This window comes from Arthrobacter sp. S39 (assembly GCF_004320525.1).
GTDB lineage: Bacteria > Actinomycetota > Actinomycetes > Actinomycetales > Micrococcaceae > Arthrobacter.
Genome location: NZ_SIHX01000001.1, coordinates 607,987 through 628,925, shown reverse-complemented (window position 1 = coordinate 628,925; position 20,939 = coordinate 607,987). Strand labels below are relative to the sequence as shown.

At 65.7% G+C, this 20,939-nt stretch carries 18 protein-coding genes and 1 tRNA gene; 7 read left to right on the top strand and 12 right to left on the bottom strand.

All coding sequences use genetic code 11. The features are described 5' to 3' along the window. Positions 1–6: 6 nt before the first annotated feature. The 8 genes from prmC to argS form a co-directional block, all read right to left on the bottom strand. Positions 7–873, bottom strand: a complete 867-nt coding sequence (gene prmC / locus EYS21_RS02955) for a peptide chain release factor N(5)-glutamine methyltransferase (protein WP_131131674.1) — start codon at positions 871–873, stop codon at positions 7–9. 12 nt (positions 874–885) lie between these two features. Continuing rightward, on the bottom strand, positions 886–1,959 hold the full coding sequence (prfA, locus tag EYS21_RS02950) for a peptide chain release factor 1 (RefSeq protein ID WP_131131672.1): 1,074 nt from the start codon (positions 1,957–1,959) through the stop codon (positions 886–888). A gap of 108 nt (positions 1,960–2,067) precedes the next feature. Beyond that, a complete protein-coding gene (gene rho / locus EYS21_RS02945) occupies positions 2,068–4,305 on the bottom strand; it encodes a transcription termination factor Rho (protein ID WP_131131670.1) in 2,238 nt (745 codons plus the stop codon). Positions 4,306–4,602: 297 nt separating this feature from the next. Beyond that, positions 4,603–5,577, bottom strand: coding sequence for a homoserine kinase (gene thrB, locus EYS21_RS02940; RefSeq protein WP_131131668.1), 975 nt, complete (start codon positions 5,575–5,577; stop codon positions 4,603–4,605). Between the two features lie 2 nt (positions 5,578–5,579). Beyond that, the gene (gene thrC, locus EYS21_RS02935) at positions 5,580–6,686 is read right to left on the bottom strand and encodes a threonine synthase (RefSeq protein WP_131131667.1); all 1,107 of its coding nucleotides are present in this window, start codon (positions 6,684–6,686) and stop codon (positions 5,580–5,582) included. Next, positions 6,687–8,003, bottom strand: coding sequence for a homoserine dehydrogenase (locus tag EYS21_RS02930; RefSeq protein ID WP_131131665.1), 1,317 nt, complete (start codon positions 8,001–8,003; stop codon positions 6,687–6,689). It abuts the gene before it with no gap. Then, positions 7,996–9,471 (bottom strand): diaminopimelate decarboxylase, encoded by a 1,476-nt coding sequence (gene lysA, locus EYS21_RS02925; protein ID WP_131131663.1) that lies wholly within the window; start codon positions 9,469–9,471, stop codon positions 7,996–7,998. The genes EYS21_RS02930 and lysA overlap by 8 nt, the downstream gene beginning before the upstream one ends. Before the next feature lie 5 nt (positions 9,472–9,476). Next, a complete protein-coding gene (gene argS, locus EYS21_RS02920; protein ID WP_131131661.1) occupies positions 9,477–11,126 on the bottom strand; it encodes an arginine--tRNA ligase in 1,650 nt (549 codons plus the stop codon). A gap of 184 nt (positions 11,127–11,310) precedes the next feature. On the opposite strand from argS, the gene EYS21_RS02915 reads away from it, so the two are divergent. From EYS21_RS02915 to EYS21_RS02900, 4 genes are all read left to right on the top strand, one after another. Next, on the top strand, positions 11,311–11,799 hold the full coding sequence (locus EYS21_RS02915) for an FMN-binding protein (RefSeq protein ID WP_131131659.1): 489 nt from the start codon (positions 11,311–11,313) through the stop codon (positions 11,797–11,799). Positions 11,800–11,802: 3 nt separating this feature from the next. Continuing rightward, on the top strand, positions 11,803–12,675 hold the full coding sequence (locus EYS21_RS02910; RefSeq protein WP_131131657.1) for an FAD:protein FMN transferase: 873 nt from the start codon (positions 11,803–11,805) through the stop codon (positions 12,673–12,675). Next, positions 12,672–14,237: an oxidoreductase gene (locus EYS21_RS02905; RefSeq protein ID WP_131131656.1), complete on the top strand. Its 1,566-nt coding sequence runs from the start codon at positions 12,672–12,674 to the stop codon at positions 14,235–14,237. Before EYS21_RS02910 ends, EYS21_RS02905 begins: the two co-directional genes overlap by 4 nt. A 79-nt stretch (positions 14,238–14,316) precedes the next feature. Beyond that, a tRNA-Arg gene (locus EYS21_RS02900) sits at positions 14,317–14,389 on the top strand. Positions 14,390–14,486: 97 nt separating this feature from the next. Here the strand turns inward: EYS21_RS02900 and EYS21_RS23625 are convergent. The 3 genes from EYS21_RS23625 to EYS21_RS02885 form a co-directional block, all read right to left on the bottom strand. Next, the gene (locus EYS21_RS23625; RefSeq protein WP_242633249.1) at positions 14,487–15,374 is read right to left on the bottom strand and encodes a hypothetical protein; all 888 of its coding nucleotides are present in this window, start codon (positions 15,372–15,374) and stop codon (positions 14,487–14,489) included. Between the two features lie 29 nt (positions 15,375–15,403). Beyond that, positions 15,404–16,069, bottom strand: coding sequence for a DUF6318 family protein (locus tag EYS21_RS02890; protein WP_131131654.1), 666 nt, complete (start codon positions 16,067–16,069; stop codon positions 15,404–15,406). A 378-nt stretch (positions 16,070–16,447) separates the two neighbouring features. Further along, positions 16,448–18,013, bottom strand: coding sequence for an HNH endonuclease signature motif containing protein (locus EYS21_RS02885; protein WP_131131652.1), 1,566 nt, complete (start codon positions 18,011–18,013; stop codon positions 16,448–16,450). Between the two features lie 202 nt (positions 18,014–18,215). On the opposite strand from EYS21_RS02885, the gene EYS21_RS02880 reads away from it, so the two are divergent. Next, the gene (locus EYS21_RS02880; protein ID WP_242633248.1) at positions 18,216–19,274 is read left to right on the top strand and encodes a M4 family metallopeptidase; all 1,059 of its coding nucleotides are present in this window, start codon (positions 18,216–18,218) and stop codon (positions 19,272–19,274) included. A gap of 60 nt (positions 19,275–19,334) precedes the next feature. After that, on the top strand, positions 19,335–19,640 hold the full coding sequence (locus EYS21_RS02875; protein WP_131131650.1) for a protealysin inhibitor emfourin: 306 nt from the start codon (positions 19,335–19,337) through the stop codon (positions 19,638–19,640). 31 nt (positions 19,641–19,671) lie between these two features. Here EYS21_RS02875 and EYS21_RS02870 read toward each other — a convergent pair whose 3' ends face one another. Continuing rightward, entirely contained in the window at positions 19,672–20,640 is a 969-nt protein-coding gene (locus EYS21_RS02870; protein WP_131131648.1) for a helix-turn-helix domain-containing protein, read from the bottom strand. Positions 20,641–20,721: 81 nt separating this feature from the next. On the opposite strand from EYS21_RS02870, the gene EYS21_RS23325 reads away from it, so the two are divergent. Next, positions 20,722–20,889, top strand: a complete 168-nt coding sequence (locus EYS21_RS23325; protein WP_165478246.1) for a hypothetical protein — start codon at positions 20,722–20,724, stop codon at positions 20,887–20,889. Positions 20,890–20,939 lie beyond the last annotated feature (50 nt).

Here is a 20,939-nt window from a genome sequence, read left to right as displayed (position 1 = left end):
CTTTCATCACTCGTGGTCAGGGCCGGAAAGCAGTGCACTGGTGGCGCGTTCCTTGCCGTTGAGGTCCAGGTGGGTGGTGATTCCGGTCCACACGCCGGCCCGGGACAGCATGGCTTTGATCCAGCCGGCCTGTACTTCGGCGTGTTCCATCACGAAGTAGCCGCCGGGAACCAGCAGCCGCGCTGCCGAGGCTGCCGCCGCCGTCGGGAGTTCCATGCCGTCCGCTCCCCCGCCGTACAGCGCTTCCGGCGGATCGTGGAGCGCAACCTCGGGCTCGTTGGGGATGGCTTCGGCCGGGATATAGGGCGGATTGGAAATCACGACGTCGAAGGTTCCGTTGTACTCGGGCAGTGCGTCCCGGAGGTCCCCCAGGACGAGCCTGACGCCCAGGGGTGCCAGGTTCTTTTCCGCCCAGGCGTGCGCGAAGGGGCTGTACTCCACGGCGTGCACTTCCGCGCCGGGAACCTCGTGCGCAATGGAACCGGCAATCGCCCCCGAACCGGTGCCCAAATCCACGATCCGGGGGTGCGCCATTCCTTTGACGTGGTCAATGACGAGCTGGACGACGGACTCCGTTTCAGGCCGCGGGATAAAGACACCGGGTCCGACGGCGAGCTCCAGGTAGCGGAAATACGCCACACCGGTGATGTGCTGCAGCGGGGTCCGCTGGGCCCGTTCGGCCACGAGGTCGGCGTAGCCTTCCGGTGCCGGGGAATCCCCCAGCATCATCGCCCGGAGCCGGCCAAGGCCAACCCCGAGCAGATGGTCGGCGAGCAGCTCCGCGTCAACGCGCGGGCTGGGCACACCGGCTTGCGCCAGGATGGCGGTCGCCTCTGTGACGGCCGCCGCGAGAGTCTGCCCCGAACCAGTCATCTGTTCAGGCGGCTATTCGCCGATGGCGTCCAGGCGTGCCTGTTCGTCCATCTCGATGGCGGACTGGATTACGGGCTCCAGGTCGCCGTTCATGACCTGGTCCAGGTTGTACGCCTTGTAGCCGGTGCGGTGGTCCGCGATCCGGTTTTCCGGGTAGTTGTAGGTGCGGATGCGCTCCGAGCGGTCCATCGTGCGGATCTGCGATTTGCGCTGGGCCGAGTTCTCGGCGTCGATCTGCTCCTGCATGTGCGCGAGGATGCGGGCCCGCAGGACGCGCATGCCGGCTTCGCGGTTCTGCAGCTGCGACTTTTCGTTCTGCATGGCCACCACGATGCCCGTGGGCAGGTGGGTGATGCGGACGGCGGAGTCGGTGGTGTTCACGGACTGCCCGCCGGGACCGGAGGACCGGTAGACGTCGATCTTGAGGTCGTTCTGGTTGATTTCGAGCTCTTCGGGCTCGTCAACTTCCGGAAGGACAAGGACGCCGGCGGCCGAGGTGTGGATCCGGCCCTGCGATTCGGTGACGGGCACACGCTGGACGCGGTGCACACCGCCCTCGAACTTGAGCCGGGCGTAGACACCCTCGGCAGGATCGTTCGAGTTGCCTTTGACGGCCATCTGGACGTCCTTGTACCCGCCCAGGTCCGACTCCGTCGCGGAGATAAGTTCGGTCTTCCAGCCGCGTGACTCCGCGTACCGGGTGTACATCCGCAGGAGATCGCCGGCGAACAGCGCAGCCTCGTCGCCGCCTTCGCCGCCCTTCACCTCAAGGATCACGTTGCGGGCATCGTCAGGGTCGCGGGGAATGAGCAACCGGCGAAGTTTCGCAAAGGCATTCTCCAAGGCAGCCTCAAGTTCAGGCACCTCGGCAGCAAATTCAGGGTCCTCCCCCGCCATCTCCTTGGCGGCGGCCAGGTCATCCTGGATGGCCTCCCACTTGTGATACGCCTCAACAATGCCGTTCAGCTGGGCAGACCGCCGCCCCAGCTTCCGGGCCAGCCGCTGGTCAGCATATACAGCAGGATCACCAAGCTGCGCCTGGATAGCATCATGCTCATCAAGCAGGCCCTGTACGGACTCAAACATTTTCAAAACCTCTTTCGACTCTTACAAGTCTAGTTTCAGGGGACTTAACGACGAACCGCCCAAAATATGCCGGCCATCAGGCCGGCATATTTTGAGCGGTGGGCGCAGCTACTTGTCGTTATCCGACTTCGCACCAAGCGTCGTCTTCTGGACCTGCATGAGGAACTCGACGTTGCTCTGGGTCTCCCGGATCTTGTTGGTCAGCAGTTCAAGGCTCTGCTGCGTTTCGAGTCCGGAGAGGACGCGGCGCAGCTTCCACATGATCTTGACTTCCTCGGGGGAAAGCAGGTTCTCTTCACGGCGGGTACCGGACGCGTTGACGTCCACGGCCGGGAAGATGCGCTTGTCCGCGAGCTGGCGGGACAGGCGGAGCTCCATGTTGCCGGTGCCCTTGAACTCTTCGAAGATGACCTCGTCCATCTTGGAACCGGTCTCGACGAGCGCGGTTGCCAGGATGGTCAGCGAGCCGCCGTTTTCGATGTTGCGGGCTGCACCGAAGAAGCGCTTCGGCGGGTACAGCGCTGCGGAGTCGACACCACCGGACAGGATACGGCCGGAGGCCGGCGCTGCCAGGTTGTAGGCGCGGCCCAGGCGGGTCATCGAGTCCAGGAGGACCACCACGTCCATGCCCATTTCCACGAGGCGCTTGGCGCGTTCGATGGAGAGTTCGGCCACAGTGGTGTGGTCGTCAGCGGGACGGTCGAAGGTGGAGGCAATAACCTCGCCCTTGACGGTGCGCTGCATGTCCGTCACTTCTTCGGGGCGTTCGTCAACGAGCACCATCATGAGGTGGACCTCAGGATTGTTGGTGGTGATGGCGTTCGCGATGGACTGCAGGATGAGCGTCTTGCCGGCCTTCGGCGGGGAGACGATCAGGCCGCGCTGGCCCTTGCCGATCGGGGCAACCAGGTCGATGACGCGGGGGCCGATCTTCTTGGGGTCGGTCTCGAGGCGCAGGCGCTCGGACGGGTACAGCGGAACCAGCTTGGCGAATTCGACGCGGTCCTTGAGCTCTTCCGGCGTCTTTCCGTTGACGGAGGTGACGCGGACAAGGGCGTTGAACTTCTGGCGGGCAGTCTGCTGGCTGCGGTCTTCGCCTTCACGCGGTGCGCGGATGGCGCCCACAACGGCGTCGCCCTTGCGCAGGTTGTACTTCTTAACCTGGGCGAGGGAGACGTAGACGTCGTTCGGACCGGGCAGGTAGCCGGAGGTGCGGATGAACGCGTAGTTCTCCAGCACGTCCAGGATGCCTGCAACGGGCAGCAGGACGTCGTCCTCGGTGACCTCGACGTCGTCAACGTCAGGTCCCTGGGCACGGCCCCGACGGCGGTCGTTGCGGTCGCGGAAGCGGTCGTTGCGGGAGTTGTCCCGGCTGTCGCGGGTGTCCCGGCTGTCCTGGCCGCCTGAGCGGTCATTGCGGTCGTTCCGGTCCCGGCGGTTCCGGCGGTTCCGGCGGCTTCCGCCGTCTGCATCGTCGCTGTCGCGGGTGTTGTCGCGGGTGTCGTCCCGACGGGTGCCTTCGCGCTGGCCGGCGTCGCGGCTTCCTGCGTTGTCCCGGCCGCCGTCGGTGGTTTCGCGGACCGCGGTGTCGCGGGGCGCGGTTTCGCGGGACACGGTTTCGCGGGCGCCGCGGGTGCGGCCGCCTTCACGGCGGTCGGCACGCTGGCCTTCACCGGAGTCGGCACCCTGGGCGTCTGAGCGCTGGGTCTCGGTGCGCTGGGTTTCGGTGCGGTCTGCCTGGCGCTGTTCGGCGACGGGCTGCTCGGCCGGTACTTCAGCGGTTTCGGTGCCCTGGGGCGCCGAAGCTGCTGCTTCACCGCGGCGGCGGTTGCGGGTACGCGGCTGGCGGCGTTCGCTGGCGCCTTCGGCTGCCTCGCCGGACTCGGCAGGCGCGGCGGCCGGAGCTTCGGCGGGGGCTGCCACGGGGGCTTCGCCGGCTGTTTCCACCGCGGGGGCGGCGGCCACTACGCCGTCACTGACCGCACGGCGGCTGCGGCCACGGCCACGTGCCCGGGTACCCTCGGCGGCCGGAACCTCCGCGGTTTCGCTGGCGGCAGCCACCGGAGCGGCAGCAGCAGGAGCGATGTGGTTTTCGGTCGCCTTCCCAGCAGCCTTGGCCGGGGCCTTGGTGGCTGGTGTGCCTGCGCGATGGGCGGAGATGGCCGTGACCAGGTCCCCCTTGCGCATGCGGGAGCCGCCGGAAATACCCAGCTGGCTGGCAAGCGCCTGCAGCTGGGCGAGCTTCAGGCCGGCGAGGCCGCTGCTCTTGGCGGGTGCGGCCGTTGACGATCCGGCAGCAGAAGATGATATTTCCACAGCTGGAGACAGCTCAGTGGTTTCGGTCACGAAGGATCCTTCCCCCTCGACGGCGTCCAGACTGGGAGCTGGACGCGATGATTTGATCTGGGCTGCAGTTCAGATCTGCAGCCGTAAATTCGGCCTTGCCGGTTGGATTTCGGCCAGCAGGGCCGGATACTGATTCACCCACGCTCCGATTAATGGCGGAACGCTGGACTGACGGTTCAGGGGCAGACACTTCATGCTGCAGATTCCTGCGACAGACCAAGCAGGCGGCACCGGGAGATGTTGCGCAGTAGGAGATCAAGTAGCAACTGAGAGCAGTTGCAGATCAGATAGGCGGAATCACCGCCGGTGCAAGTCCACCTTAGCACCTTCAACGTCCACTGCCAGCTTCAGCACCCGCCAGGTGATGTCCGGCGTGTTTGACGCTGTAAACGCGTCGATAAAGTCCAGGACCACGGCAGCGTCAGCCTCGCCGTGGGCCAGCACCAGGACGGTGGGTCCGGCACCTGAAACTACGGCCGCGTGGCCAGCTTTTCGCAGGGCACTGATCAGGGCAGCGCTGGGCCGCATGGCCTCGGCGCGGTAGCTCTGGTGGAGGAAATCCTCGGTGCCGGCGAGCAGGAATTCAGGCTTCTGCGTCAGCGCGTGGATGAGCAGTGCCGCACGGCCGGAATTCATGGCTGCGGCGTGGTGGCCCACCGAGGCCGGGAGCAGCGCACGGGCGGCCTCCGTGGACAGCTCGTAATCGGGCACCGCGACAATCGGGATCACTGACCCGTCCACGGTGGCACACGTGCTGCTGTACTGGTCACTGTCCTGCCAGGACAGCGCCAGTCCGCCGAAAATGGCGGGTGCGACGTTGTCCGGATGGCCTTCAAGTTCACTCGTGAGCTGCAGGATCCAGTCCCGCCCGCGCTGCCCGGCTTCCGGAACCATGGCATTGGCTGCAGAGACTGCAGCCACCACAGCCGAGGCCGACGAGCCCAGGCCCCGGCCGTGCGGGTTGACGTTCTCGGCGGTGACCTTCAGGCCGCCGTGGCGGTAGCCCAGGCGCTCGAAAGCGGCTTCCATGGCCCGGATGACCAGGTGGCTGGCATCGCGCGGCAGCGTTTCGGCACCCTCGCCGCTGAGCTCGAACTGCAGTTCGTCGGTTTCGAGGCTCTCCACTGTCAGGGTGTCGTGCAGCGCCAGGGCCAGGCCAAGGCTGTCATATCCCGGACCGAGGTTGGCGCTGGTGGCCGGGACCCGGACGGTGACGCGTTGTCCGGCTTCGATGAGCGGCAGTCCAACAGTGGTGGGCGAGGTGGTTTCCACGGTTACTTTTCTTCCAGTCCCAATTCGGCCGCAACGGTCACAACGTCGTTGGAGACCTTGACCGGCTGCACTTCACTGCCGTCTTCGGTGCGCAGGGCCCACTGAGGGTCCTTGAGGCCGTGGCCCGTGACGGTGATGACGATCGTTTTTCCGGCAGGGACCTCACCGGCGGCGTGCTTCTTGAGCAGGCCTGCGACGCCGGCGGCGGAGCCGGGCTCCACAAATACGCCTTCGCGGGCGGACAGCCAGCGGTGCGCGTCGAGGATTTGCTCGTCGGTCACGGCGTCAATGAGCCCGCCGGATTCGTCGCGGGCGGCGATGGCACCGTCCCAGGAGGCGGGGTTGCCGATCCGGATGGCGGTGGCGATGGTGTCCGGCTCGGTGATGGGGTGGCCTGCCACGAACGGCGCAGCACCGGCGGCCTGGAAGCCCCACATCACGGGGGTTTTGGTGGAAACGGCAGGTAGGGTGCCGGCGGTCGCGGACTCGAACGGCGCCGAGTATTCCTTGTAGCCCTTCCAGTACGCGGTGATGTTGCCGGCGTTGCCGACGGGCAGGACGTGGATGTCCGGGGCGTCGCCCAGGGAGTCCACGACCTCGAAGGCGCCGGTCTTCTGGCCCTGGATGCGGGCGGGGTTGACGGAGTTGACCAGGAAGACCGGGTAGGACTCCCCCAGCTTCCGCGCGATGTCCAGGCAGTTGTCGAAGTTGCCGTCAACCTGCAGCAGCGTGGCGCCGTGTGCGATGGCCTGGCTGAGCTTGCCCATGGAGATCTTGCCCTCGGGGACCAGCACCGCGCACTTCAGGCCGGCGGCCGTGGCGTACGCTGCGGCGGAGGCAGAGGTGTTGCCGGTGGACGCGCAGACTACGGCCTTGGCGCCGGACTCGACGGCGGCCGTCATGGCCATGGTCATGCCGCGGTCCTTGAAGGAGCCAGTGGGGTTCATCCCCTCCACCTTCAGGTACACGGTGGAGCCGGTGAGCTCGGACAGCTTCTGCGCGTGGACCAGCGGGGTCCCGCCCTCGCCCAGGGTGATGACCCTGGTGGATTCCGTCACGGGCAGACGGTCAGCGTATTCGCGGATAACGCCGCGCCATTGGTGAGCCACTTAGACTCCTTCTACCCGCAGAACGGATGTAACTGAATTGATGACGTCCAGGCCCTTCACGGCCTCGACGGTGGCTGCAAGGGCAGCCTCTGATGCGCGGTGGGTGACGATCCGCAGTTCGGCTGATTCCACGTTGGACTCAGCGTCCTTGTGGATGGTCTGCCGCATGATTTCGATGGACACGCCGTGTTCGGCGAACAGCTGGGCGATCCGGGCCAGGACCCCCGGCTGGTCGGCGACGTCGAGGCCGATGTAGTAGCTGGTGGTTGCCGCTTCGATGGTCAGGGCAGGGACGTGGCCGGTGGTGGTTTCGGTGCGCTGGGGTCCGCCCAGGACCAGGCGGCGGGCGGCCGAGACGAGGTCACCCAGTACGGCAGACGCCGTCGGGGTGCCGCCGGCGCCCTGGCCATAGAACATCAGCTCGCCGGCGTTTTCCGCTTCGATGAACACGGCGTTGAACGCTCCGCGGACGGCGGCCAGGGGGTGCTCGCGGGGAAGCAGCGTGGGGTGCACACGGACGGAGACGCCTTCGTTGCCGTCGGCGTCGGTCAGCTTCTCGGCGATGGCCAGCAGCTTGATGACAAAACCGGCGTCCTTGGCCGCGGCGATATCGGCTGCGCTGACAGACGTGATGCCTTCGCAGTGGACATTCTCCAGCGCGAACCGCGTGTGGAAGGACAGCGTGGCCAGGATGGCAGCTTTGGCGGCTGCGTCGTGGCCTTCGACGTCGGCAGTGGGGTCCGCTTCCGCGTAGCCGAGGCGCTGGGCCTCGGCGAGGGCGTCAGCGAACTGGGCGCCGGTGGAATCCATCTGGTCAAGGATGAAGTTGGTGGTGCCGTTGACGATGCCCAGTACGCGGGTGATCCGGTCGCCGGAAAGGCTGTCGCGGATGGGGCGCAGGATGGGGATGGCGCCGGCCACGGCAGCTTCGTAGGACAGCTGCACGCCGGCCTTGTCAGCCGCCTCGTACAGGGTGGGGCCATCCTGGGCGAGCAGTGCCTTGTTGCCGGTCACCACGCACGCGCCGTTTTCCAGCGCCGAGAGGATCAGCGTGCGGGCAGGTTCGATGCCGCCCATCAGCTCGATCACGAGGTCTGCGTCCTTGACCAGGGTCTCGGCGTCGGTGGTGAACAGTTCCTGCGGAAGCTCCACGTCCCGTTTGGCGTTGACGTTGCGCACGGCGATGCCGCTCAGCTGCAGGCGCGCACCGGTCCGGGCGGCAAGGGCGTCGGCGTCCTCAATGAGAATCCGCGCAACCTGGGCCCCAACGTTGCCACAGCCCAGCAGGGCTACTTTCAGGGTTCGCAATTCAGTCATTCGGCACTCCCATGTCGCGGTTAAGCAGATCTTCTTCGGTTTCCCCGCGGACAATCAGCCGGGCAGATCCGTCGCGCACCGCGACAACGCCCGGCCGGGCCAGATAGTTGTAGTTGCTTGACAGGGCCCAGCAGTAGGCGCCGGTACCCGGTACAGCAAGCAGATCACCGGCTGCCACGTCCTCGGGCAGATATACATCTCTAACAACTATGTCGCCGCTCTCGCAATGTTTGCCCACTACGCGGGACAGCTGCGGGGACGCCGCGGAGGTGCGGGAGGCGAGAATCGCCGAATAATCAGCGTCATAGAGCACCGGGCGGGCGTTATCGCTCATCCCGCCGTCCACTGACACATAGCGGCGCGGATGCGTAACGTTCTCCTGGCCGTCTGCGTCGGCCGGGGCGTCGACGCGGACGGTTTTCAGGGTGCCCACCTCGTACAGCGTGAAGGTGGTGCTGCCCACGATGGCGCGGCCCGGTTCGATGGAGATCCGGGGTGCCGTGATGCCCAGCTCCGCGCAGGTGGAACGCACGACGGCGGCCATCGCCGTCGCGATGTCGGCTGCGGGGCGGGGGGTGTCAACGGGGGTGTAGGCAATGCCGTAGCCGCCGCCGAGGTCCAGCTCGGGCAGTTCGATGGAGTATTTCTCCTGCACGGCCGCGAGGAACCGCAGGAGTTTTTCGGCGGCCAGCGCGAAACCGTCAGGCTCGAAGATCTGCGAGCCGATGTGGCAGTGCAGGCCCAGCAGGTCGATGCCGGGGTGGGCAGAGGCTGCCGCCACCGCCTCCTCGGCCGCGGAGAGGCCCGCCTTGTCGGTGGAGTCGCCGGCCATGGACAGGCCGAATTTCTGGTCTTCGTGGGCCGTGGCAATGAACTCGTGCGTGTGGGCGTGGACGCCGGGGGTGAGCCGGAGCATGACCTTTGCCTGCTCGCCGCGGCCGTGCGCGATGGCGCCGACGCGGACCAGTTCGTCGAGGCTGTCGACGACGATGCGTCCCAGTCCCATGTCCAGCGCCCGGTTGATTTCGGCGTCGGACTTGTTGTTGCCGTGCAGGGCTACCCGCTCACCGGCGATCCCTGCGCGCGCGGCCACTGCCAGTTCGCCGCCGGAGGCGGTGTCCAGGCGCAGGCCTTCTTCCTCCACCCACTTAACAACGGTGGTGCAGAGGAAGGACTTGCCGGCGTAGTAGACGTCCACTCCCCCGCAGATGTCCTGGAAGGCGTCGTCGAAGGAGTCCTTGAAAGCCCGTGCCCGCGCACGGAAGTCGGCTTCGTCCATCACAAAAAGCGGTGTTCCGAACTGTTCCCTCAGGGCGGCGACGTCGAGGCCGCCCACCGTGAGGACGCCGTCGTTGTTGCGCTGCACGCTGCCGGCCCACATGGGTTCGTGGAGGGCGTTGAGGTCCGCCGGGACCGTCAGCCAGTCGGGGGCAAGCGGGGACGCTGCAGTTCCGGTCTGCACTGGCATGGGAATCACATCCGTTCCGGCGCGGAAACGCCAAGGAGGTCAAGGCCGTTGGCCAGTACCTGGCTGGTGGCGTCGTTGAGCCACAGCCGGGTGCGGTTGACGTCGGTCACCGGCTCGTCGCCCATGGGGGCGATCCTGCAGGCGTCGTACCAGCGGTGGTAGGCGCCGGCAATGACTTCGAGGTGGCGGGCCACCCGGTGCGGTTCACGCAGTTCCGCTGCCTTGGCCACGATGGAGGGGTAGCTGCCCAGGTAGGAAAGCAGCTCGTTTTCCGTGGCGTGATCCAGCAGGGAGGCGTCGAATGCGGTCCGGTCCACACCGGCCGCGACGGCGTTGCGGGCCGCGCCGCGGGTACGGGCGTGGGCGTACTGGACGTAGAAGACCGGGTTTTCGTTGCTGTGCTTCTTCAGCAGGTCCGGATCCAGGGTGAGCGGGGAATCTGCCGGGAAGCGGGCCAGGGAGTAGCGGACGGCGTCCTTGCCCAGCCAGGAGATCAGGTCCTTGAGCTCGATGATGTTGCCGGCACGCTTGGACAGCTTGGCGCCGTTGACGGAAACGAGCTGGCCAATCAGCACCTCAATGTTCACCTCAGGGTCGTCGCCCGCGCAGGCCGCGATGGCCTTGAGGCGGTTGATGTAGCCGTGGTGGTCCGCGCCCAGGAGATAGATCTTTTCGGTGAAGCCGCGGTCCTTCTTGGACAGGTAGTAGGCGGCGTCGGCGGCGAAGTAGGTGGGCTCTCCGTTGGCCCGGATCATCACGCGGTCCTTGTCGTCACCGAAGTCTGTGGTGCGCAGCCAGACCGCACCGCCGTCGTCGAACACGTGGCCCTGCTCGCGAAGGCGGGCTACGGCACTTTCGATCGCGCCGGCGTCGTGCAGTTCCTGCTCCGAGAAGTAGACGTCAAACGCCACGCCGAAGTCCGCGAGGGTGGTCTTGATGTCCTTCATCTGTGCCTTGTAGGCGGCCGAGCGGATGACGGGAAGGGCTGCCACCTCGGTGAGTTCGCGGATGTCGGGGTGCTCGGTCAGGACGTCATGGCCAAGGTCCGCGATGTACTGGCCGGGGTAGCCGCCGTCGGGCACGGGGCGTCCGTGCAGCCGGGAGTAAACGGAGTTGGCGAAGACGTTCATCTGCGAGCCGGCGTCGTTGATGTAGTACTCGGCGGTGACGTCGGCGCCGGAGGCACGCAGGACGCGGGCGATCGCGTCGCCCAGGGCTGCCCAGCGGGTATGGCCGATGTGCAGCGGTCCGGTGGGGTTGGCGGAGACAAATTCCATGTTGACCACGTGGCCGGCGAGCGCGGTGTTGGTGCCGTATGACCGTCCGGCTTCGACGATGGCCTTCGCCAGCGCGCCGGCTGCGGCGGCGTCCACGGTGATGTTCAGGAAGCCGGGACCGGCAATGTCCACGGCCGAGACGCCGTTGATGGACTTCAGCCGGGCGCTGAGGATTGTGGCGAATTCGCGCGGGTTGGTGCCGGCCTGTTTGGACAGCTGGAGGGCGATGTTGGTGGCCCAGTCGCCGTGGTCCCGGTTCTTCGGTCGCTCCACGCGCACCTCATCAGGGACAGCTGATGCGGAAAGCGCGATTTCGCCAGCGGCGACGGCGTCTTTCAGGCAGGCGGATATGGCGAGGGAGAGTTCTTCGGGAGTCACCCCTCTAGCCTACCGGGGGGCGCCACGTGGACGAATTTGAGCGTTGGCTGTGACCGGCCAGCCGGGCCGGTTCAGGGGTTGATCATGCCACAGGAGGTGCAAGGCTGAATCACAGGGTGAACCATTACGCTGAATCCGACGTTGAGAACACCGTAAGCACCCAGCCCACGAAACGAGACCCTTCATGAGACCGTCAGTCCGCAAGAGTGTTTTCGCCGGAATCGCCGGCCTTTCCCTCGCAGGAACGGTGGCCGGCTGCGCGCCGTCCGCCACCCAGACCACGCCGGCAGCCACCGGCAGCAGCTCCCCTGAAACATCGGCCGCGCCGTCCACGGCCAGCCCCACAAGCACGTCGTCGTCGCTCGCCAGCAGCGGTTCCGTCTACCAGGACGGCACGTACAGCGCCGATGGCACCTACGTCTCCCCGAACGGCACCGAAACTGTCGGCGTGGAACTGACCCTTGCCGCAGGCACGGTCACCGCCGTCAACATCACGCAGCATCCCTCCAACCCGAACACGCGCAAGTTCCAGGGCGAATTTGCCGGCGGCATCGCGGCGCAGATCGTGGGAAAAAGCATCGACGAGCTGAACGTCTCCAAGGTGGCGGGGTCCTCGCTCACCAGCGGCGGCTTCAACAAGGCCGTGGAAAAGATCAAGGCGGAGGCCCAGTAGGCCGTGCCGCAGCCGGACCAGGCCGGGTTTAGTTTCGAAGGGATAGGCACCCGTTGGGAAATCTCCACGCCCCGGCCCCTTGATGCCGCCCTCCGCGGACGGCTGCTGGCCGTCGTGGAAAAGTACGACGGCGACTGGTCCCGATTCCGGTCCGATTCGCGGGTAAGTGCCATGGCCCGCCAGCCCGGCCGGTTCCAGCTTCCGGCCGAAGCCGCGGCCCTGGGCCGGCTGTACCGGCGGCTGTACGACATCACGGCCGGGGCCATGACCCCGCTGATCGGCGGCAGCCTGGAACGGCTGGGGTACGACGCCTCGTATTCCCTTAAGCCTGCGGGCTCACCGGTTCCGGCGCCCCGCTGGGAGGATGCCCTGGACTGGGACGGCAACGAGCTCACCACTTCCGTCCCGCTGGTCCTGGACATTGGAGCCGCTGGCAAGGGCCAATTGGTGGATCTCCTGGCAGCCGAATTGCGCTCCCATGGCGAGGAGAGTTTCCTGATCGATGCCAGCGGGGACCTGCTCCACAGCGGCCCCGAACCGGTGACTGTGGCGCTGGAACATCCGTACGATCCGTCCAAGGCCATTGGCACGGTGTCGCTGGCGGGCGGTGCGTTGTGTGCGTCGGCGTCGAACCGCCGGGCGTGGGGTGACGGCCTGCACCATGTGCTCGACGGCACCACAGGGCGTCCTGTCACAACGGCTGTGGCCACCTGGACCATGGCAAACAACACCATGGTGGCCGACGGGCTGGCCACTGCACTGTTCTTCGCACCGGGCGCTGTGCTGGAAGAGTCCTTCGACTTTTCCTGGCTGACGGTGTTTTCTGACGGTAGTGCCGCCTATTCGGCCGGATTTGAAGGGACACTGTTCACATGAGCCCCGTTGACGCCCCAAAGCAAGGCACAGCCGTTTCCCCTGCCGGCCGGCTGGACACCCTGTTGGGCAAGTACACGATGTACCGCCTCATCCTGCTGGTGCTGGCCGCTCTAGCTGTGTACAGCCTCATCCTCAACGCCCTGGGCTGGCTCACGTTCGGCATCCCGCAGATGATGGTCCACCTGGCGCTGTGCCTGGGCCTGACTTATGTCTCCAACAGGGGCCTGGCCGCCCTGTTCCATGTGCGACCGCATTCGGAGTCTTCACTCATCACCGGCCTGCTCCTCTACTTCCTGTTCTGGCCCACTTTTGCGCCTATGGACATGGCCGGGGTGGCGCTCGCGTGCGTACTGGCCTCCGCCTCCAAGTACGCGCTCGCCTGGCGTGGCCGGCACATCTTCAACCCCGCGGCGGCGGGCGCGTTTGTCACCGGGCTGACCGGCTTGAACATCGCAACCTGGTGGGCGGCGACCCCAGCCATGCTGTGGCTGCTGGTGCCCGGCATCCTGCTGGTGCTGTACCGCACCCGCAAATTTCTGATGGCCTCCGTGTTCCTAGTAGTGGCCACCGCGATCATCAGCGTCGAACTACTGCAGGCCGGGCTGTCCTTCGGCAGCGCACTCTGGCAGGCCCTGGCGCAGCGCCCGCTCCTGTTTTTTGTGGGCTTTATGCTGACGGAGCCGCTGACCCTGCCGCCGCGCCGCTGGCAGCAGCTCGCGCTGGGCGCGGCGGTGGGCGTGGTGTTTGCGGTGCCGTACAACTTCGGGTTTATCGCCAACTCCCCGGAGCTGGCCCTGCTGCTCGGGAACCTGCTGGCATTCCTGCTGGGCCAGCGGGGCGGGCTGAAACTGCGCTTCACCGGTTCCCGGCCGTTGACGCCGAGCACTACGGAGTTTGTTTTTGAGCCGTCCCGGCCCGTGCGATTTGTGCCGGGCCAGTTCATGGAGCTCGATCTTCCGCATGCCAAGTCAGACGGGAAGGGACGACGCCGGACGTTCAGCCTGACCAGCACCCCCGGGTCTTCCTCCGTGAAGTTCGGGGTCCGGACGGCTGAGCCGTTGTCTGCCGCCAAGAAGGTGCTGCTGGCCCTGAAGCCGGGCGATCAGGTGAGGGCCACGTCCGTAGGAGGCGACTTCGTCCTGCCGCGGGATCAGGCCAAGCCGCTGCTGCTGATGGCTGCCGGGATCGGCATCACGCCTTACCTGGCACATCTGGCCTCCGGGGCAGCGCAGGACCGCGATGTGGTTCTCCTGCTGATGGCCAGAAATGCTGAAGAGATTGCCTACGCCGAGGAGCTCCGCACGTCTGGGGCCCGGATCATTGCCCGCCTCGCCGACGGTTCCGTCCCGCCGTCGTTCATCACGGCGGCCGGAACCGGGGTTGGCGGGACGGTTGCGGCGGGCGCCCGGCTGGATGGTGCTTCGTTGCAGGCCCTCGTGCCCGACATTGCCGAACGGTCCGTCTATGTCTCCGGATCTCCCGCCAGCGTGGCTTCGCTGCGCCGCGCGGCCAGGGCAGCAGGGGCCCGCCGCGTACATGTGGACTCTTTTTCCGGCTACTGAGGCGAGCCGTTTTTCATTGCAGGCCACCTTCCTGCTAAGCTCTAGGACGTCCCGCTGGCAACGGCAGGAACCCTGAATTGCCCTCGTAGCTCAGGGGATAGAGCGTCTGCCTCCGGAGCAGAAGGTCGTAGGTTCGAATCCTATCGAGGGCACAACGAAACCCCCGCCGCTTGGAAAAGCGACGGGGGTTTTTGCGTCCCATCCCTTACCCCTGGCGCGAACGTACATTTGCGGCCCTCGGCTTCGGATCTATGGGACCGACGGCACTCCGGGGCAGCCTTGGCCTTGGGGATTCTGGTTGCAGTCGTCGGCGTAATTGCGCGTGATGGACCGCCAGACGCTGATAGTCTGCGGCGGAGCGCTGAACTGTCCCTGTCCCGGGATCGGCAGGGGCGGCCCGCTGTTCACGGAATACGTCCCTTGAAATGAAGTGGTCAGGACGATCTGGAAGTCGCCAGTTGTTGCATAGGCGTGGCTGGTCCGCGTCTTCTCGCCCCAGCGCTCCTGCGGAAGCGGTCCGCCCATGGACGGCTGGGGGCCGAGGACTGTGCCGTCGCCGTAGGTCCAGGTGTACTGGGCGGGAGTCGCGACAACGTGGACCTTCTGGCCGAACATCGTGACGTCGAACTGCTGCTCTGCCGCGTCAGCGTAGAAGTTTGTTTCAGCTCCGCGGAGCGTGTGTGGGCTCGGCTGTGCAACTACCGAGCCGGCGTTGACCGGCAGACTTTCGAACTGGCGTTGGATGTCAGCAGCGATTTGTTCAAGAACGTCAACGGGCTTTTCGTCGTAGATACAAGTCGGGCCAGCAAAGAAGGAATACGCGTCAAGCGCCTTCAGCGATCTGTACCAATTTACGGCTCTGCCATTTTCTCCTGCTGTGCATTCAACATCCGGTCCCGAACAGTTGGAACCGTCGAGCACCGGGTCCGTTCTGCAGACGTGTTTTGAACGGTATTTGAACGGATCTTTGGGGAGGCCCACGGGGATCGACGACCATTTCTTCGTATCTGGATCTTGAAACCAGCCCACAGCCGTCGCACCGTTCCCATCCCACCCGCTTCCGATATCCGGCGAGTCAGCTAGGGCCGCTGGTAGCGGAAGAATCCACAAGGATAGTCCCGCCAGCACTGCAGTCACAGTCCGCGCCACTGAAGCTTGGCCAGCCATTACTTAACCAGGTGTTCGACCGTGCTGGCTTTCCACCCAGCGCTGTCAAAAACAGCCACGACGAGGTCCCCCACCGCCGGCTTTCTGGGCAATGTTCCTTTAAGTGTGGAATCTGCGAGGTAGTAATCAATGGTTTCCTGGTACACCTGAACGACCACTTGATACTCTGCTGGGCCAGACGCTACGAAATCCGAGTGGACACCTTCCACGTGCAACTTGCCACCGGCCAGCCAGCGACCTTCGGCGTGCCACTCAGTGACTTCTGTTTTCACTTTTGCGCAGCTAGTGCAAGCCGGGCCTGACACCGCTTCCATTGGCTTGGTGTCACCAGTCTCATACGCGTAACTGAGGGTGGAGTACCAATATCGGGCGAACGCTTCCAGCCCCTCCTTCGTCTCCGTTTTGGCGACCTCCGGAAGGACCGGGACGGGGACATTCTGGGCCCGCCCCGTCGCGTCGGCCTGTTTATAGACGGCGGTCGGCGTCGGCGTCGCTGTGGCGCTCGGCGTTGCCGATTCCGTCGAAGTTGAGGTTGGCGACGTTGTGCCGCCGCCGTTGGGATCGCCGCCCGAATTGCAGCCAGTGAGCGTCAGAGCAGCCGCCACGACAACTCCAAGGGCGGTGACGCGTAAGGGCCGGGAAGCAAACAAATTGTGCGATGTCATGGGCAGCTAATCCCCCGATAGTTTCAAGGAGCCTCGCTCCGAACAATTCCTTAAGGGTAGCCCAGGTCACATTTCAGCGCTAAAAGTTATCCACAGCCACCGGGATCGGTTGTATCACCGACCTATTCAGATTGAAAGTCACATCCACAAGGACGAAAGCAGTTATTCGCCGTGCGAATGCAGCGTCCAATTCGTCGATTCACGCCAACAGGCAAGAGCCAACACGAACGCGAATCGAACCAGGGGATGAGAGCACGGCGATGCCACTCCCTCAAGACAACACCTGGTACGAACGAATTCACGTCCTGGCGACTGACCTATCGCCGGCCGGCAAAGGCGCAGATTGCTCGTGTTGGGTGGCGCTGCACCCGCCGTGAGCTACGGGGGTGCCGCGTTCCATCCCACTGTTGTTAACTGGGCCGGCCAGTGTGGTGGTTCCCAGTCGTGGTGTTCGCTTTGGTAGTGGCGGCCGGTGGGTGAGGTCCAGCCGGGTGGTTCGTTGGTGCTGGCGTTTGTGGGTGTCCAGGCTGTGGTGTGTTTGAGCCGGTGGTGTTTGCGGCATAGTGACCCGAGATTGGATATGCCGGTGGTGCCGCCGTCGGCCCAGGCGAGGATGTGGTCGGCTTCGTTGTCCAGGGACTGGTTGCTGCAGCCGGGGAAGGAACACTTCCCGTCCCGCATGCGCAGCCATTGCCGCATGGAGGCGGGGATGCGGTAGCTGGCCCGTCCGGTCTCCAGCGGCGCCCCATCCCGCGGGTCTATGAGGACCCGGCGGAACGAGGATGCCCCGTCCGCCACGAGTTTGCGGGCCATCGAGGCGGGGATCGGTCCGTAGCCGTCGAGGTCGGCCGGTTCGTCGGTGAGGCCCATCAGAGCGAACACCGGCACGGTCACGAGGACCTGCGCCGCCGGCGACGGAACACGGCCCGCATCGACCCCGCCAGGGGCCGGAACCAGGCCGGCAACGGCATCATCGATCCCGTCCGTGACCGGAACGCCTCCAGGCCCACCATCAGTGCTGGTGCTGGTGCTGGTGCTGGTGCTGGTTCTGGTGGTCGCTAAACCTGTCCTGCTGTCGGCGGCCGCTTCTGTGCTGCCGTCCATTGGGCTGCTCGTGGTGAAGCCGGCGCTGAGGAGTACTTTGGCGGCGACGTCAGCCCGGAGCTGGGTCAGTGTCCTGTCCTCGGCGGGGCCCTGGAGTGCCCGGGCGGTGGCGGTGACGCCGTTCCAGATCCCGGCCGCCTGGTCCGCAGGCAGGTAGGCGGAGAGCCAGGCCATCCCGTCACGGTCCGGGGCGTACTCCAGCCGCCGGTCCAGGAAGCTTCTGGCGTGGCGTTTCTCGATGCTTACCGGGTGGTGGCGTTCCCGCCAGACCCTGGCACTGTGCCGGAACCGCGCCGGAACCATGTCCCCGGCCGGGCACCACCGGGCCGGGTGCGGCGCATCCGGGTCCAGGAAATGCGCCTCCAACACCGCCGCACCCGCTGGATCAAGGCTGGCCGCCTCGTCGACCATGACCCGGGCGTGCTGCCACGACATCAACCCCTGCTCCAATGCGGCCTGGGTCAGGGGCAGGGTGGTGGTCAGTTCGTGGGATTCGGCCAGCAGGGCCGAGGCCGAGCGTTCGCTGACCGTCAGGGCACACGCGACCTCGGCGACGACGCCCATCTCGCGGGCCAGGCGCTGATGCGGCTGATCATCCGGCGGCGACATGGCCCGGGTTGCCTCGGCAAACCCTGAAGCCAGGCGCACCGTCAAGCCGGCCACCATGGCATCAACCCGCGCCGATACGCCAAGCCCGTCCAGGCACGCATCCGCCTGCTCCCGCAGCGGATCCGGACCGCCGGAACCCGGCCTGCCTACCCCGCGGCGCACACAGTCAGCCAACTCCGCAGCGGACACCAAAAAGGCCTCCACCGCCTCGTCCACTGCCACGTTTTCCATACCCAAATCATCCCGCGAGGGACCGACAAAAACGGCGAAGCAGAAGACCTATGTGGATAACCTCGGACCAACCGGTTCTCCAGCTCGGTCAGGCGTTTTCAGGCAAGGGCCACAAGTGTACGTTCGTGCCAGGGACGTGTGGCTCCAGTACTTTGTCAGTGGCCCCTCGTAGGCTGTTTCAACCAACTCAAGGGGGTAGGCCGTGCATACTTCAGCCACATTCTGTTCCATCATTCCGCCCTACATACTGCGCCGGCTGGCCCGCCAGGACGCGCCGCAGTTTTCCGCCGCTGCCCGGGCAGCGAAAGAGGCCCTGAGCCATGTCCGCTCGGTCCAGGCGTCCCGTGCGCAGCCGTCCGCGGTCACTCCCCCGGGACTCCGGCAGGTCCAGCCGGGGCCGCCCAGCCGAAGCATCTACGACACAGCCGGGAGCGAGAACCTTCCCGGCCAGCTTGTCCGCAAAGAGGGCGAACCAGATTCGGGCGACGCGTCGGTGGATGAGGCCTACGACGGACTGGGCCACACGCACCGGCTCTACGCAGAAGTCTTCGGCCGGAATTCTATCGACGGATTGGGGCTTCCCCTCGACGCCACAGTTCATTTCGGAAAGCTCTACGACAACGCGTTCTGGGACGGCAACCAGATGGTATTCGGCGACGGCGACGGCGAAGTCTTCGAGCGCTTCACCCGGTCACTGAGCGTTATCGGCCATGAACTGGCCCACGGCGTCACCCAGCACTCGGCGGGGCTGGCCTACCGCAACCAGGCCGGAGCCATCAACGAATCCATGTCGGACGTCTTTGGCGCATTGGTGGAACAGTACTTAAACCAGGAGTCCGCCAAAGAGGCCAGCTGGCTCATTGGCGAGGGGCTCTTCACGGAGCAGGTGGAGGGTTCAGCCCTCCGTTCCATGAAGGCTCCCGGCACCGCGTACGACGACGACGTCCTCGGCAAGGACCCGCAGCCGGACTCCATGGACTCGTACGTGCGCACAAGCGCCGACAACGGCGGCGTCCATATCAACTCCGGCATTCCCAACCGGGCGTTTTATCTCCTCGCGGAGGCCCTCGGAGGCAACGCCTGGGAGTCCCCCGGCCGGATCTGGTACGAGACGCTCACCGGCGGCTACTTGCCGCCCACGGCCACCTTCAGTGTTTTCGCGAGGGCGACGGCGGCATCCGCCGTCGAGCTTTTTGGCACCGGTTCCCCGGAGCATGACGCCGTGCGACTGGCGTGGGAAACTGTGAAGGTCAAGCTTTAGTTGAACGCCTGGCCGCTGTCCACCCAGCGGCCAGGCTGCAGGAAAGCCCGGGACCCGGCCATGAAGATCAGCGTGGAGCGCAGCGGCGGCGTCGCCGCCCTGACTCGAGTATGGACAGTGCACGCCCAGTCCGAGAGCGCCAAAAACCAGTGGCAGCCCATTGTCGAAGCGTGCCCGTGGGACGCCGTGCCCAAAACCGTCAGGGCCGCAGCCGCTGAGGCGGCGGGGAACCAGGCTGACCGTTTTATCTACGCGATCAAGGCCGGCCAGAGAAGGGCGGCGCTGCCGGAGCAGGCCGTTACCGGTCCTTGGCGTGTGTTGGTGGACAGCGCCCGGGCAGCCTCCGAGGACCACCCGGGCCAGTAGGAACCGGCCGCCACTAGAGCTCCAAGCCAGGCTAACCCGCCGTTGCCAGCTGCCCCCGGAATGCACGGCGGTAGGACTGCGGGCTGGTATCAAGTACCTTGGCGAAATGGTGCCGAAGCAGCACAGGATGGCCAAATCCGGCCTCCCGGGCCACTTCGTCGATATTGAGGTCCGTGGACTCCAGCAGTTCCTGGGCCCGGAGGACGCGCTGGGAGTTGAGCCACGCGGCCGGTGTTGCCCCCGTCTCGGAACGGAAGCGGCGCGCAAATGTCCTGGCCGACATGTGCACGCGTGCCGCCAACTCAACAACAGTGTGCTCCTGCTCCAGGTTCTGCACCATCCAGCGCAGCAGAGCCTCCATCGGCGCAGATCCGCACGTGGGCATGGGCCGGTCGATGAACTGCGCCTGGCCGCCGTCACGGTGCGGCGGAACCACCATGTCCCGCGCGATGGTGGCCGCCACGTTTGCACCAAGCTCCACGCGCACCAGATGGAGGCAGGCGTCGATCCCCGCTGCCGTGCCGGCGCTGGAAATGATGTTCCCGTCCTGGACATAAAGGACGTTTTCGTCCACCTGCACGTCCGGGTACCGGCTCGCGAGCTCATGCGAGTAGTGCCAGTGCGTGGTGCAGCGCCGGCCGTTGAGCAGGCCGGCGCGGGCCAGCGCAAATGCTCCGGAGCAAATGGACATCACCCAGGCACCCCGGGCGTCCGCGGCGCGCAGCGCCTCCATCACGGACTCGGGAACGTCATTGTCCCGCCCGTACGGCGCCATGATCACCAGGTCGGCGTCCGCCGCGGCCTCGAGCCCCAGGGGAACGTTCATGGACAGGCCTGATTTCATCCGGACGTCCCCAGGCTCGGGCGTGCAGACCCGGAAGTCGAACGCCGGCACATTGCCGCCGCGTCCGGATCTGTCGATGCCAAACACCTCGCAGGCGGTGGCGAACTCGAAGATCGAGAAGTTGGGAACCACGATGACTGCCACTGATTTCAGCATGCTTCCATTATGGCAGGAATTAGAGCTTTTTGGGCATTTCTGCCACTGTTTGTTGAACCTGCACCGGAGCAGCATTGAGGCATGGAAATCTTCGGAATCATCATCGCGGTACTGCTCCTCCTCGTCCTCGCCGCCACCGTCTCCGCGGTCCTGCGGGACGGCCTCGGCCACACCCCTCCTGTCGACTCCCACCAGGCCTGGTCCGCCCTGGACCTGCCCAGCACCAGCTACACCCTCCGCATCTTCTGATCAGCACCCCAACCAGCACCGTCCACCCGCAAGGACCCGGCCCGCCAGGG